Source organism: Aeromonas sp. FDAARGOS 1405, assembly GCF_019048265.1.
Classification (GTDB): domain Bacteria; phylum Pseudomonadota; class Gammaproteobacteria; order Enterobacterales; family Aeromonadaceae; genus Aeromonas; species Aeromonas veronii_A.
The window spans coordinates 2,245,049-2,258,962 of sequence record NZ_CP077311.1; the positions used below are offsets into that span (position 1 = coordinate 2,245,049).

The window sequence follows — 13,914 nt, forward strand, 5'->3', positions numbered from 1 at the left end:
TATCATAGATTTGCTCGAAATTCCTCCATAAGCGCCCCTGTGACCAACATGCTTACCCCGGATCTGCTTCAGCAGATCATCGACCAGTTGCCAATGAGTATCTTCTGTCGTGATAGGCATGGTCGCTACCTGTTTGCCAATCGTGAATTTGCCATTGAGGCCAAGCTGGGTTCACCCGCCGAGGTGGTCGGCAAGAGTGATGCAGAGATGCCATGGGGCGATGTATTTCGTACCGAGGACGCGCAGTTGCTGACGGGGGGCGTTCCCTTGCTTCATCAACAGTTGCACTGTAATCGGGGTGGTGAGACCTGCTGGATGGAGGTGCACAAGATCCCGCTTTACACGGCTCAGGGTGAGCCATATGCCGTATTCGGAATGGTCAACGAGATTGCCCAGCGCAAGCACCTGGAACAGACGGTCAAAAAACAGCAGGTGTTGCAGCGTTTTCTGCTCGATGCCATCCCTGACCTGATCCGTTTCGATGATCACAACGGTGTGTTGCTGGAGTGCAACCAGGCGTTTCTCGACTTTATTGGTCAGGGGGCGAATGAGGTGCTGGGTCAGCAGCTGCCGTTCCGGCTGGCGGCACCCCAAGGGATGGGCCACGGCGAATGTTGTCTGCTGGATGCCAGAGGGCAGGGACGGCACATGGAGATCACCCGGGTCGATGTCCCCGATGGGGATGGTCACTCCCTCGGGATCCTGACGCTGGGGCGCGATATCACTGGCTTGCGCACCACTCAGGCACAGTTGCAGCAGGAGCAGCACTACGACAGCCTCACCGGGCTGCTCAAACTCTCCCGTTTCTTGCAGACCAGCCGCCATTTGGGGGGCCGCAGCGCCACACTGGTGCTGGTCGATCTGCACCACTTTCGTGAGGTTAACGATCGCTTCGGGATCCGGATTGCTGATCGCCTGCTGAGCCAGGTGGCCAAGCGACTACAGCAATTGGTTCCGCCGCGAACCTTGCTCTGCCGGGTGGCTGCCGATGACTTCTGTCTGTTACTCCCCGATTTCAACGAGCCGTTGCAGGAGTGGAACCAGCATCTGCAGCAGCAGTTGATGGAGTACTATCAGGTGGAAGAGCATCGTATCCAGATCCCGGTGTTTCTGGGGCTGGCTCAGGGGCGGGCAAGCGATGCCGAGCGGTTGCTCAGCCATGCTGAAGCGGCGCTGGCGCAGGGCAAGCGGCAGCAGCAGTACTGCACTCTGTTTGATCCGGCGCTGCACGCCCGGCTCAAGCGGCGTCAACTGATCGCCGCCCAGTTACCGCTCGCCATCAAGTCATCCCAGCTGGTTGCCGTCTACCAACCCATTATCAGCAGCACAACCCATCAGCTTTGTGGTGCAGAATTGCTTTGCCGCTGGCCGCATCCTGAACTTGGCATGATCTCGCCGGAAGAATTTATTCCACTGGCCGAAGAGATGGGGATCATCGGCCAACTTGGTCAACTGATGCTGGAGTTGGGGTGTGCTCAGTTGGCCCAGTGGCAAACCGATCAGCCGGATATGGTACTCTCCATCAACCTTTCGCCGTTGCAGTTTCGTGATCCGGCGCTCTGCAAGCAGGTGCAGGGCTGCATTGCCCGTCATGGTCTGAATGCAGGCCAGCTGGAGCTGGAGATCACTGAAGGAGTCTTGATGGAGAATGCCGATGAGATCGAGACCAACCTGGATAACCTGATCGCCGCCGGTTTTCAACTGGCCATCGATGATTTCGGTACCGGGTATTGCTCGCTGGCCTATCTGCCAAGGCTCAAGGTCGCCACGCTCAAGCTGGATCGCAGCTTCACCCAGGGGTTGGTCAGCAACAGTGCCACCACCGCCATCGTGAGATCGGTCATCGGACTTGGCCATGAGCTGGGGATCTGCATTACTGCAGAAGGGGTGGAAACCGTCGAGCAACAGTTGTGGCTGACCCAGGCGGGGTGTGATCGGCTACAGGGTTATCTGTTCAGCCCCCCGTTGCCGCCCGAGCAGTTTGCCGCCAGTTATTTGTGACAGTCTGCAATAACAGAGAGGCCACCCGCAGGTGGCCTCTCTGTTTGTGGCAGGGATCAATCCTGAAAGTAGGTGCCCCAGCCATCGTAGTCCACCCCATATTTTTCCAGGATGGGCAGCATCTTTTCGATATCGGCAACGATGGCTTCGACATCCAGCTTGCACTCGATGGTGGCATCGAAGCAGAAGATGGTGGCGCCGTCATCCAGTTCCATCTCTTCGGCATCGGTCACTTCAAAACCGGCCTTGAACAGGTCAACCGCTGCTTTTTCCAGACGGTCGAAATCCTGGCAGGCGAAGTGGTGCTCGATGTCGTAATCCGCATCGGGATTGCTGCCATCGGCCAGCAGTTCGTTGACGATCTCGGTGGTCTCTTCACGCCACTCTTGCATATTCAGACTCATGTTGCCTCCAGGCGGTATCATTGCGGCAAAGCATACTCGCAGAGTGGATTCGGCTCAATGTGGCAAAGCTATAGAGGCCGTGATTTCCCGCGGTTTGGTGATCATTCATATATGAGACGGGTCACGGTTAGGCAGATTTCTGCTCCGAAACGGCTAATAACCGTTCATTGCGTTCAGTTGTTGAGCGAACGTGCTTTTTATCGTGCCATCATGGTTGACACTCTGCGCTGGAAAGGGTTTAATGCGCGCCGTTGCCCAGATAGCTCAGTCGGTAGAGCAGGGGATTGAAAATCCCCGTGTCGGCGGTTCGATTCCGTCTCTGGGCACCACAATTCCTCCTTAGTTCAGTCGGTAGAACGGCGGACTGTTAATCCGTATGTCACTGGTTCAAGTCCAGTAGGAGGAGCCAAATTCGAAAAGCCCGCTCAATTGAGCGGGCTTTTTCATTTCTAGTTGCTGTTGCATGCTGCCAAAAAGAGCGTCGCGCTACAGGTGGCACTGAACAGCAGCATTCCGGTCTGCAGCATGCTGCCAGGGCATGGCTTCTTCTCTCTTTTTCTGGCCCTGATCCACTTCGGTTTCATCACATTCCCTTATCTATTTTGTCGGCCTGAATGGCTGCACTCCTGTGCAGGCGAGCCATCTTTGTTGAATGGCGCCATGGCGTCAATCTCCCCCGCAAAACAATTAATTCAGCACCGTTGAAGAGCTGCTTGTCTGGTGATGTTTCGACCTTTAAGCCATTGTTAACATTTTGGAAAACCGGAGTGACCCTGTGGCTGGGCGAGGATATGATGGGGTCAATGATGTTCCCATCCTGACGGAGAGATCCCAGATGAACAGCCCCTTGAGCTATGTACTGGACGGCATTCATTGCGAGCCGCACTTTTTTACCGTTCCCCTCGATCATGAGGAGCCGGATGGTGACAGCATTACCCTGTTTGCCCGCACCCTCTGCCGTAAAGACAAACTCGATGAGAAGTTGCCCTGGCTGCTGTTTTTGCAAGGTGGGCCGGGATTCGGGGCGCCGCGCCCGACGGCTAACAGTGGTTGGCTCAAGCGGGCGTTGCAGGAGTTCAGAGTGCTGCTGCTGGATCAGCGTGGCACCGGGATGTCGAGCCCCATCCATGGGCATATTCTGGCCAAAATGACACCGACCGAGCAGGCGGAGTATCTCAGCCATTTTCGCGCCGACAGCATAGTGCAAGATGCCGAGTTCATCCGGCAGGAGCTCAGCCCCAAGCATCGCTGGAGCCTGCTGGGGCAAAGCTTTGGCGGCTTTTGCTGCCTGACCTATCTCTCGTTTTTCCCTGACAGTCTGCGGGAGGTCTATATCACCGGCGGTATCGCGCCGATCGGCCGCAGTGCCGAGGAGGTTTACCGCGCCACCTACCAGCGGGTGGCCGACAAGAACCGCGCCTTCTTCGCCCGCTTCCCCCACGCTCAGGGGATTGCCAACCGGCTGGCCAACCATCTGCACCAGCACGATGTGCGACTGCCCAACGGCCAGCGCCTGACGGTGGAGCAGTTCCAGCAGCAAGGGCTGGATCTCGGCGCTACGGGTGCCTTTGAGGAGCTTTATTACCTGCTGGAGGAGGCCTTTATCGGTGACAAGCTGAGCCCGGCCTTTCTCTATCAGGTGCAGAGCATGCAGCCATTCAATACCAACCCGCTGTTTGCCATCTTGCACGAAGCTATCTATGCCGAAGGGGAGGCGACTCGCTGGGCCGCCGCCCGGGTCAGGGGGGAATTCCCGGCGGTGAACTGGGCACCCGGCAAGGATTTCGCCTTCACCGGCGAGATGGTTTACCCCTGGATGTTCGAGCAGTTCCGCGAGTTGCTGCCCCTGAAAGAGGCTGCCCATCAGTTGGCCAACAAGGCTGACTGGGGGGCGCTCTATGACTCGGCACAGCTTGCCCGCAACAAGGTGCCGGTAGCCTGCGCCGTCTATCCCGAGGATATGTATGTGGAGTTTGACTACAGTCGCGAAACTCTGCGTGGCCTTGGCAACAGTCGTGCCTGGATCACCAATGAATATGAGCACAACGGTTTGCGCGCCGATGGTGAAGAGATTCTTGATCGTCTGATCGCGTTGAATCGCGACCGTTAATTGTCGTTATCGGCAATCATCGCGGGAGTCCGGACTCCCGCGATGATTGTTATGGATGGTTGTTATGAAAGCGTGACGCCCTGAACCTTGCCCCGCGCCTGCCAGACGATGAGTGGATAGCCGGCTGATTAATTTCCCCCTCTTTCACTGTTTCTGCCGATCCCTCACCATATACTTGCCAAACGACTCTGTATTGAGCCGCGGTCAAACCGATTGACCAACTCGTGCTCGTTACCATTAGAAAGTCGCTCTACCGCTCTGTATCCCGCGTATCAGATATGCCATCTCTGCATGCCCCGCAATCCGGGGTAGGGGATGGTCGTGCTTTTCAATCAAGATAAGGATGTATGATGAGAAAGTCTCTGTTGGCCTGCTCCCTGTTGCTGTGCCCTGTCGTGTTTGCTGCCACCCCCCATTGGGAATATAGCGGTGAGGCGGGGCCTACCCACTGGGCCAAGCTGACCCCTGAGTTTGGCCAGTGTGCGGGTAGCAATCAGTCGCCGGTTGACCTGAACGGATTGGTCGAGGCCAAACTGGCCCCGCTGGTACTCCACTATCAGGCGGGTGGCAACACAGTGGTCAACAATGGTCATACCGTGCAGGTCGGTTATGCCCCGGGCAGCATTTTGCAACTCGATGGCACCAGGTTTGAGCTCAAGCAGTTCCACTTCCACGCCCCGAGTGAAAACCTCATCGAGGGCAAATCCTATCCGCTGGAAGGGCATCTGGTGCACGTCAGTGACAAGGAAGAGATCGCCGTGGTGGCGGTGATGTTCGAGGCTGGCAAGGCCAATCCTGCGCTGGCGGCAGCTTGGAGTGCATTACCTGCCAAGGTGGGGGAGATCCAGGCCCTCAAGGCGCCGCTCTCTGCTGAGCAACTGCTGCCGGAAAGCCATGACTACTATCGCTTCAGCGGTTCCCTTACAACGCCTCCCTGCTCGGAAGGGGTGCGCTGGCTGGTGATGAAGCAGCCGGTTGAGGTCAGTCAGGCCCAGATCGACGCCTTCAAGGCGGTGATGCACCACCCCAACAACCGACCGGTGCAGCCCCTCAATGGGCGCGTGGTACTGCAATAACACAGCGTTGCAATAGCGCTGCAGATAGCAAAAACAACAAAGAGGGCCGCGAGGCCCTCTTTTACATGGCGAGGTATCGGTGTGCAATTAAAGCGCGGCGGCGATGCGGGCGCCAAGCGCCGCGTTGTTCAGTACCAGCTGAATGTTGGCCGCCAGTGAGTTGCCGCCGGTCAGCTCGCAGACGCGGGCCAGCAGGAAGGGGGTTGACGCCTTGCCCTTGATCCCCTGCTCATCCGCTTCACGCAGCGCTTGGGCAATGGCTGCGTCGATATCAGCTTTCGGCATGGCGTGTGCGGTCGGGATGGGGTTGGCCACCACGGCGCCGCCCGCCAGTCCCAGCTCCCACTTGAGGCGCAGCGCCTCGGCGATGGCCGCCGGGGTATCGAGGCGATAATCGACCTTGAAGCCGCTCTCGCGGGTGTAGAAGGCTGGCAGCTCCTCGGTTTGATAGCCGATCACCGGTACGCCCTGGGTCTCCAGATACTCCAGGGTCAGCCCGATATCGAGTATCGACTTGGCTCCGGCGCAGACTACGGCCACCGGCGTTTGTGCCAGCTCCTGCAGGTCGGCTGAGATATCGAAGGTCTCCTGCGCACCGCGATGTACCCCGCCGATCCCGCCGGTGGCAAAGACCCGGATCCCCGCCATGGCGGCGATGATCATGGTGGAGGCGACCGTGGTGGCCCCCATCCCCTTGCGTGCCAGCACGAACGGAATGTCGCGGCGGCTGCACTTGGTAACCGCATGGCCAGCCCGACCGAGGGCCTCCAGCGCACCGGCATCCAGTCCCACCTTGAGGCGGCCATCGAGGATGGCGATGGTGGCTGGAATGGATCCGTTATCGCGCACCACCTGCTCCACCTGACGGGCCGTCTCCACGTTCTGCGGATAGGGCATGCCGTGGGAGATGATGGTGGATTCGAGGGCAACCACCGGTTTGCCAGCAGCTAGCGCGGCAGCCACTTCCGGTTGGATATCGAGGTAAGCGTTCAGCATGAGTACTCCTCCAGTATGCGGTCAACGGCGGTCTTGCTCAGACCGGAAAAAACGGTATCGGAACAATTGACGGTGAGGGCGGCGCAGCCCAAGGCAAAGCGGGTGGTTTGGGCAATGTCGAGCTCTTGCAGCCAGGCGTGGGCGAGGCCAGCCATAAAGGCATCCCCGCCGCCGGTGACGTTGAGCACCGGACTGCCCAGCACCGGCAGGTGGCCTTGTTGCTCGCCATCGCTGTAAAAGATCCCCTGTTCACCCAGACTGAGGAACAGTCGTTTGACCCCGGCGCGGTGGAACCAGGCGGCAACCATGGGCCAGGTTTCGGGCCCGGCGATGGTCATGCCGCACAGCTGCTCGGCTTCGCTGCGATTGGGTTTGAGGGTGTGGATCTTGCCGAGCCAGGGGCGGATCTTCTCCACTTTGGCCACCGAAACGGTATCGACAAAGATGGCGTGCTCTCCCTGCCGCTCGAACAGCCAGTCGAGGGTGTGGATGGCCAGATTGGTGTCGAGCACCCAAAGCCGGGCACCGCCGAGAAAGCCACCGAGCGGGGTCAGGCGGGCAGGGGTGAGCTGCTCTATGATGGCCATGTCGTTGATGGCGCAGCTCATTTCGCCGCTGCCATCATGCAGGCTGAGGTAGCAAGAGGTAGTGTGGCCATCGAGCACCAGGGTCTGGCGCACATCGACGCCGGCCCGCTGGCTTACCTCCAGCAGATGATGACCATACTGGTCGTTGCCGACCGCTGTAAGCAGCCGGGTGTCGCTGCCGAGCCGCGCCAGATTCTCGGCGATATTGCGGCCAACACCACCTGCCGAGGTGCGCACCTTGCCCGGGTTGGAGTCGCCGAGCAGCAGGTTGTCATGGCTGGTGCCACAAATATCCATATTGGCACCGCCGATCACCACTACGTAGGGGCCTTCTCGCAGTACATAACCTCTGCCTTGCACATATCCCTGCCGGATCAGGCTGGAGATGTGGCTGGCCAGCGCGGAGCGGCTGATGCCGAGGCGATCGGCCAGATCCTGCTGGGCAATCATGGGATCCTGACGCAGCAGGGCTAGGATCTCTTGTTCACGCTCAGTCATAGACAAACATCCATTTACAAACGTTTGTCCATTATTGCTGGGAAACGTTTGCTGGCTATCGGCTTGTACAAAATTTGTCGGCTTGCGCACAAAAAATCGACATTCAAAGCTGGGTTGGCAAGCGGTTTAGCCGGGGAGGGGACTTTTAACGGGTCGGTGGCCCTGCAACGGCTTATAATGGCCGTCGCAAGATGAGGAGAGATGATGGAAAAGAGTGCATTCTGCTGCGTGGGGTTGGTCAATCCCAAGTCCCCGGAAAATGTCGGTTCCGTGATGCGGGCTGCGGGTTGTTACGGGGTGGACGAGGTCTACTACACCGGCAACCGCTTCGAGCTGGCGCGCCGCTTTGCCACTGATACCAAGCAGATGGTGGAGAAGATCCCGCTGCTCGGGGTGGATGATCTGATGGCGTTTATCCCGCAGGGATGCGTGCCCGTGGTGGTCGATCTGATCGACGGCGCTACACCGCTCCCCGACTATGTCCATCCGGAACGCGCTTTTTATATCTTCGGGCCGGAGGATGGTACGCTCGATCCTGCCCTCTATGGCGCGGTGAAAGATGTGGTTTATGTGCCGACCAGTGGCTGTATGAATCTGGCGGCCTCGGTCAATGTGATCCTCTACGACCGCTTGGCCAAGGGAATGAGGGGAGAGTAATTAGCGCAACGTTATCATTCAGTCTGCAGGACTGGCAGCCACTTTCTGTTCCAGTTCTTCGATAAAACCCTGATAGTAGTCATAGAGTTGATAGTGCTTATAGATCTCTGCCAGACCCCCGCTGCGGATCAACTCAACCATTCCCTTATCCCAGAGCTGTAACATCCGGTTGCCTTGCTGGGTATCGGCAAAAATGGGATAGGTCGGGATCCAGCGCAGGAAGACGCGATGCAGCTCGGGAGGGATAGCCTCATCCACATAGAGCACGCCGGCAGTGAGGTAAAAGCGATATCGCTCTTTACCAAGCAGTTGCAGGGCCAGCTCATCGCTGTCAATTTCATGCCACTGCATGGTGACCGCAATGTACTTGTCGAATGCCCAGCCCCGCCGCCATATCACGGTTTGCCCTTCCAGACTTTTCTCCCCTTGCCACTGGGGTTGCCATTTCTTGAGCATGAACACGGTCAGGTCATCCGCTGATGCCGGATAGCGAGATTGCTGGACGCCGGATACTTCATCGCGATATACCCCCATGGCGATATCTCCCCCTTTTTTTGCAATGACAGCGAGAGCGCGCTTATAGGGCACAATATGGGGGGTTACCTGATAGCCGTGAGGCTGGTAGATGGCTCGCACCAGATCCAGATAGAGGCCTTTGCCATCCTTTTGACAAAAACCGGGCCAATCATCGCAATAAACGTCAATAGACTCTGCCCGGCAATTCGCCGCAGTGAACAGACAACAGAGCAACAGACAGATGCGTAGCATGGTCAGAGCTGGCCTCGCTGGGGCAGAGGAAAAAACACTGATACCCTACTTTATACCATGGCATTGATGGCGACGGCGTACAGAAAAAATCCCTGATGTTCATTTTGCGACAGGGTCGAGAGTTATTTTCAATCTGATGGTTATGATGAACTCAAGATTCAATAGTACCCCAATCAGTAGAGGAGACTGCATTATGCCATCGATCAAAACTCTGCTTTGTCCTGTCGATTTTTCCCAAATGTCCCGGGCGGTACTCGACTATGCCGTATTCATGGCGCAGAGCCATGAGGCCCAGCTCAAGCTGATCCATGTCGTAGACCAACTGCACGGCTTTGACAGTTACAAAATTCTTCATATGACAGCCGTTGAGATCACTCACGAAATGGAGCGTCAGGCCAGAGCCCAACTCAAAGAGCTGATTGCCACCCTGCCTATTCCGGCAACGTTTGATATTCGCTTTGGTAGGGCAGCGGATGAAATCATTATCCAGGCCAAGGAAGACGAGGTTGAACTGATCGTTATGGGGAGTCACGGCCGCTCCGGCATCAGCCATCTGCTGGTAGGCAGCGTTGCCGAATCCGTGGTGCGTCATGCTCCGTGCCCGGTCCTGGTGGTGCGCCAATAACTCGTCCCGTTTAGTATGAGAGCGTGACAAACAAGGCCAGCGATTGCTGGCCTTGTGTTTTATGGTGTCGTTGCTAGCCGTGGGCGTAGATGACACTGCCCCCTTTTATGGTATCTATGATGGCCCTGGCTTGTTCCTTTGGCAGGGCGGGACAGCCCCAGCTGCGGCCCAGTTTGTCATATTTGCGCAGATGGTTTGGGCTGGCATAGGCGGCGCCATGCACCACGATGGCACGTTTGCGGGCATTGCAGTTTTTGCCGGGGCTGAGCCCATCCAGCCGCAGGGAGTAGCCATGCTTGCCCAAGTAGGTTTCTGCGGTACGATAGACGCCGAGGGAGCTTTGTCGGGAGTTGAGCTGGTTGGAAAAGCGCTCTGCGGCTAGTTCACCTGAGTTGCGGCCATGGCTTACCCAGGTGTGATAAAGCAGTTTGTGACGTTTCATGTCGATGACGAACAGCCTGCGCTGAGTCGAAGGCTTGCTGTAATCAATGATGGTCAGGATGGATTTTTGCTTGCTGCGTACGCTTTGATAGCTGACAAGGGCTTTTTGAAAGGTTTGTCTGTCGAGTTTGCCGGCCAGCCCAAGCTGCTGATAGAGGTTGCGCTCACTACTGGCGGCGCTATTCCCGCTCCAGCCAATGCTCACCAGCAACAGTAACACTGGCCATAGTGGCCTCCACCGTTTTCCGAGTAACTCTGTCATCCCTGATCCCCTCTTTGCGCATCCTTGCCTGTCAAACGGGCTGAAATTACAGCTATCCGCTCGATAGTTATATGCAAGACCATGAAAACGCGCAATAAAAAAACGGCCGCAGAGCGGCCGGAAGAAAATAAAATAGTAGACATAGATATTACAGGGTATAACTGACTTCCAATCACTTGGAAGCTGTAGTGCAGAGCAACAGCAGCAACAGTGTTATCGCTGTTATTGCTCAGATAGTTGGTGGCATAGCCACCAACTGAATCGAGCTGGTTCAGTTTTCAATCCGAACTTAAGCCGAATCATACAGCGGTAGATACGTACTCGGCGTAACCAGCATCGATATTCTTCTAGTTCCCACTTTCTGGTATGACCGATAGTTGTTCCGACATTTTTGGTGGAAACTTTTTCATTACTATATCAAAGAACAGAGGCACGAAAAAAATAGCCAGAATAGTTGCTGTGATCATGCCACCGATGACACCTGTACCAATAGCATGGCGACTGTTGGCTCCAGCACCTGAACTGATTGCTAATGGCAAAACACCCAGCAAGAAAGCCAAAGATGTCATGAGAATTGGCCGTAGACGCTGTCGAGCAGCTTCAATAACTGCTGATTGTAAATTAGCACCTTGTGCATAAAGGTCTTTTGCAAACTCAACTATTAAGATTGCGTTCTTAGCTGACAGGCCAATTGTCGTTAATAGACCAACTTGAAAATAGACATCATTTTCAAGCCCGCGCACATATGTTGCAACTAATGCTCCAATTACGCCTAATGGTACTACTAATATAACAGAAGTAGGAATTGTCCAACTTTCATAAAGTGCTGCAAGGCACAGAAAAACAAAGAGTATGGAAATAGCATAAAGATACGGTGCTTGTGATCCCGACTTTTGCTCTTCCAGTGATAATCCTGTCCAAGAGACGGTAATACCATTGGGCAATTTTTCGGCTATTTCTTCAACGGCCTTCATGGCGTCACCGGTACTATAGCCAGGGGCTGCCTCACCAACGATTTCGACTGCAGAGTAACCATCATAACGTTCTAACCTCGGCGATGCCACCTTCCAACGGGTGGACGCAAAGGAAGAGAAAGGCACCATATCTCCTTTACTGTTACGAATATACCATAGGTTAAGATCATCGGGAGTCATTCGATAATTTGGCTCCGCTTGCATGATTACTTGTTTTTGGCGGCCACGGTCAATGAAATCATCGATATAACTACTACCCCAACCTGTTGATAGAGTTTCATTAATATCATCAATACTGACACCTTGTGCGATTGCTTTTTCATAATCAATATCGATAATAAACTGAGGGCTATCTTTCATCCCATTAGCTCTTACATTTGCTAGTCGAGGATCCTTGTTGGCATTCTCCAGAAATGTTTTTTCTAGATTCATTAGTTCATTGTGCCCCAGATTTGAACGATCTTGCAAAAAGAAGTCAAAACCAGAAGATGTTCCCAAGCCACGAATAGCTGGTTGATTGAAAGCCATTACATTGGCTTCCTTTATTGAGGAGAAATATTTGTTGGCTCGTTTTATTATGCTATCAACCTGATCGTCTTCATTTTTACGAAGGTCCCATGGTTGTAGTTTTACAAATGCCATTCCCATATTTTGCCCGCGACCAGAGAAGTTAAATCCATGTACAGCTAGCATCATCTGCACATTATTTTTTTCTTCGCTGGAAAAATAATTGTTTACTTTTTCCAAGGTAGCCTGAGTCTGTTTTAGATTGGCTCCATCAGGAAGCTGAATAGATACAAAAAATGAACCCTGGTCTTCCGTAGGCAAGAACGATGATGGTAATACCTTAAATAAACCAAGCATTACGCATAGCAGTAAAACATAGATGAGAGTAAACGTTCCTCCTCTTTTAAGTATTTGTACCAGGCCAGTTTCGTAGTTGATTGTCATTCTCTCAAAATATATGTTGAAAGTCTCAAAAAATTTATTTCTTGTCGAGCTGTCATGTGTCGCTTTTAATAATGTTGCACAGAGGGCTGGCGTAAAAACCATAGATGTAATTACAGATAGCCCCATGGCTGCAACGATAGTAAGTGAAAATTGACGATATATAACACCAGTTGAACCACCAAAGAAAGCCATAGGAATAAAGACAGCGCTTAATACTAGTGAGATACCAACTAGTGCACCTGTGATTTGATCCATGGATTTGCGAGTCGCCTCAATAGGAGAAAGTGACTCCTCCGTCATTAAACGCTCGACATTTTCTACGACGACAATTGCATCATCGACCAGCAAACCGATAGCCAGTACTAATCCAAACATGCTAAGGGTGTTAATACTGAACCCCATAACCGACATAATCCCGAATGTACCTAATAGTACTACTGGAACTGTAAGGGTTGGAATCAAGGTTGCACGAAAATTTTGCAAAAACAGATACATGATAAGAAACACAAGGATGACAGCTTCAAATAGTGTTTCTACAACCTCTTCAATTGATAACTTTACAAATGGCGTCGTGTCGTTAGGATACTCCAATTTATAATCCATTGGGAATTGTTGAGACAATTCATCCAGTTTTTCACGTACCAGCTTTGATGTAAGCATCTCGTTCGCACCAGATGCCAGTTTTATACCTACTGCTGCCGTAGCTTGGCCGTTTAATAATGAAGATGTGTCAAAAGATTCGCTATTTAATTCTACTCTTGCAATATCTTTCAATTTTACATTTTTACCATCAGTTTTTGCCAAAACTACAATGTTCTCAAATTGCTCGCTGGTATTCAAACGACCGCGACCAACAATCGTTGCACTGAAGTCTTGAGCTGATGTGGCTGGTGCTCCACCGAGCTGACCAAAGGATACTTGAGAATTTTGGGATTTAATAGCTTTTTTAATATCAGCAACAGATAAGTTAAGCTGTGCCAATTTATTAGGATCAAGCCAGATACGCATGGCATATTGGCTACCGAATACTTGTAGCTCTCCAACACCGTTGACCCGGCCTAGTGGTTCATAAATATTATTTAATAAGTAGTCTGAAAGATCTGCCCGGCTGACTTTTGGATTGCTGGAGGTAATTGATGCAATCATTAGAAAAGAGTCGGATGTTTTTTTAACCATGACACCCTGTTGTCTTACTGCATCAGGTAAATGAGCCTCAACAGTTTTTAACTGATTTTGTACCTGCACCTGAGCGATATCAGGATCGGTTCCTGGTTCAAAGGTTAGTTGAGTGACACCATTACCATTCGAATCACTCGTTGACTTTATATACATCAGATTATCGATACCAAGCATTTTCCGCTCAATATTCTGAGTTACTGTATTCTCTACAGTTTCAGCCGACGCACCGGGGTAACTTGTAGTAATTCGAACTACTGGGGGGGCGATATCAGGGTATTGCTCTATAGGCATAAAGATAATGGATAATATGCCTGAGAGCATTATTATTATGGCTAAAACCCAAGCAAAAATAGGGCGATCTATAAAAAAACGAGCCATGTGATAG

At 53.3% G+C, this 13,914-nt stretch carries 11 protein-coding genes and 2 tRNA genes; 7 read left to right on the forward strand and 6 right to left on the reverse strand.

Annotated features, from left to right (window positions below; all coding sequences use genetic code 11):
* Positions 1-39: 39 nt before the first annotated feature.
* Entirely contained in the window at positions 40-2,001 is a 1,962-nt protein-coding gene (locus tag I6L35_RS10675) for an EAL domain-containing protein (RefSeq protein WP_216980217.1), read from the forward strand.
* A 56-nt stretch (positions 2,002-2,057) separates the two neighbouring features.
* Here I6L35_RS10675 and rraB read toward each other — a convergent pair whose 3' ends face one another.
* A complete protein-coding gene (gene rraB / locus I6L35_RS10680) occupies positions 2,058-2,393 on the reverse strand; it encodes a ribonuclease E inhibitor RraB (protein WP_216954308.1) in 336 nt (111 codons plus the stop codon).
* Between the two features lie 265 nt (positions 2,394-2,658).
* Between rraB and I6L35_RS10685 the strand changes: the two genes are divergently transcribed.
* The 4 genes from I6L35_RS10685 (at position 2,659) to I6L35_RS10700 (ending at position 5,591) form a co-directional block, all read left to right on the forward strand.
* A tRNA-Phe gene (locus tag I6L35_RS10685) sits at positions 2,659-2,734 on the forward strand.
* Positions 2,735-2,738: 4 nt separating this feature from the next.
* A tRNA-Asn gene (locus tag I6L35_RS10690) sits at positions 2,739-2,814 on the forward strand.
* 426 nt (positions 2,815-3,240) lie between these two features.
* The gene (locus I6L35_RS10695; RefSeq protein WP_216980218.1) at positions 3,241-4,515 is read left to right on the forward strand and encodes an alpha/beta fold hydrolase; all 1,275 of its coding nucleotides are present in this window, start codon (positions 3,241-3,243) and stop codon (positions 4,513-4,515) included.
* 350 nt (positions 4,516-4,865) lie between these two features.
* Positions 4,866-5,591, forward strand: coding sequence for a carbonic anhydrase (locus I6L35_RS10700; protein WP_216954309.1), 726 nt, complete (start codon positions 4,866-4,868; stop codon positions 5,589-5,591).
* A gap of 87 nt (positions 5,592-5,678) precedes the next feature.
* On the opposite strand, the gene I6L35_RS10705 is transcribed toward I6L35_RS10700, so the two are convergent.
* Positions 5,679-6,587: a pseudouridine-5'-phosphate glycosidase gene (locus tag I6L35_RS10705; protein WP_216952970.1), complete on the reverse strand. Its 909-nt coding sequence runs from the start codon at positions 6,585-6,587 to the stop codon at positions 5,679-5,681.
* Positions 6,581-7,672, reverse strand: a complete 1,092-nt coding sequence (locus I6L35_RS10710; protein ID WP_216961106.1) for a PfkB family carbohydrate kinase — start codon at positions 7,670-7,672, stop codon at positions 6,581-6,583. Before I6L35_RS10710 ends, I6L35_RS10705 begins: the two co-directional genes overlap by 7 nt.
* A gap of 204 nt (positions 7,673-7,876) precedes the next feature.
* On the opposite strand from I6L35_RS10710, the gene I6L35_RS10715 reads away from it, so the two are divergent.
* Complete coding sequence (locus tag I6L35_RS10715; protein ID WP_216954310.1) at positions 7,877-8,329, forward strand: RNA methyltransferase; 453 nt, start codon at positions 7,877-7,879, stop codon at positions 8,327-8,329.
* Between the two features lie 18 nt (positions 8,330-8,347).
* On the opposite strand, the gene I6L35_RS10720 is transcribed toward I6L35_RS10715, so the two are convergent.
* Entirely contained in the window at positions 8,348-9,097 is a 750-nt protein-coding gene (locus I6L35_RS10720) for an ABC transporter substrate-binding protein (protein WP_216961110.1), read from the reverse strand.
* A 193-nt stretch (positions 9,098-9,290) separates the two neighbouring features.
* Here I6L35_RS10720 and I6L35_RS10725 point away from each other — a divergent pair, with 193 nt between their 5' ends.
* Positions 9,291-9,722, forward strand: coding sequence for a universal stress protein (locus I6L35_RS10725; RefSeq protein ID WP_216952973.1), 432 nt, complete (start codon positions 9,291-9,293; stop codon positions 9,720-9,722).
* Between the two features lie 73 nt (positions 9,723-9,795).
* Here the strand turns inward: I6L35_RS10725 and I6L35_RS10730 are convergent, their stop codons facing one another.
* Together I6L35_RS10730 and I6L35_RS10735 are read right to left on the reverse strand one after the other, a co-directional pair.
* The gene (locus I6L35_RS10730) at positions 9,796-10,425 is read right to left on the reverse strand and encodes a murein L,D-transpeptidase catalytic domain family protein (RefSeq protein ID WP_216980219.1); all 630 of its coding nucleotides are present in this window, start codon (positions 10,423-10,425) and stop codon (positions 9,796-9,798) included.
* 347 nt (positions 10,426-10,772) lie between these two features.
* Positions 10,773-13,907: an efflux RND transporter permease subunit gene (locus I6L35_RS10735; RefSeq protein WP_216980220.1), complete on the reverse strand. Its 3,135-nt coding sequence runs from the start codon at positions 13,905-13,907 to the stop codon at positions 10,773-10,775.
* Positions 13,908-13,914: the final 7 nt, after the last annotated feature.

What these genes read in the sequence shown, in the direction of transcription:
- rraB (WP_216954308.1), bottom strand. Translation starts at nt 2,393, where the DNA reads ATGCAAGAGTGGCGTGAAGAGACCACCGAGATCGTCAACGAACTGCTG.
- I6L35_RS10720 (WP_216961110.1), bottom strand. Translation starts at nt 9,097, where the DNA reads ATGCTACGCATCTGTCTGTTGCTCTGTTGTCTGTTCACTGCGGCGAAT.
- I6L35_RS10725 (WP_216952973.1), top strand. Translation starts at nt 9,291, where the DNA reads ATGCCATCGATCAAAACTCTGCTTTGTCCTGTCGATTTTTCCCAAATG.
- I6L35_RS10705 (WP_216952970.1), bottom strand. Translation starts at nt 6,587, where the DNA reads ATGCTGAACGCTTACCTCGATATCCAACCGGAAGTGGCTGCCGCGCTA.
- I6L35_RS10695 (WP_216980218.1), top strand. Translation starts at nt 3,241, where the DNA reads ATGAACAGCCCCTTGAGCTATGTACTGGACGGCATTCATTGCGAGCCG.
- I6L35_RS10715 (WP_216954310.1), top strand. Translation starts at nt 7,877, where the DNA reads ATGGAAAAGAGTGCATTCTGCTGCGTGGGGTTGGTCAATCCCAAGTCC.
- I6L35_RS10730 (WP_216980219.1), bottom strand. Translation starts at nt 10,425, where the DNA reads ATGACAGAGTTACTCGGAAAACGGTGGAGGCCACTATGGCCAGTGTTA.
- I6L35_RS10710 (WP_216961106.1), bottom strand. Translation starts at nt 7,672, where the DNA reads ATGACTGAGCGTGAACAAGAGATCCTAGCCCTGCTGCGTCAGGATCCC.
- I6L35_RS10735 (WP_216980220.1), bottom strand. Translation starts at nt 13,907, where the DNA reads ATGGCTCGTTTTTTTATAGATCGCCCTATTTTTGCTTGGGTTTTAGCC.
- I6L35_RS10700 (WP_216954309.1), top strand. Translation starts at nt 4,866, where the DNA reads ATGAGAAAGTCTCTGTTGGCCTGCTCCCTGTTGCTGTGCCCTGTCGTG.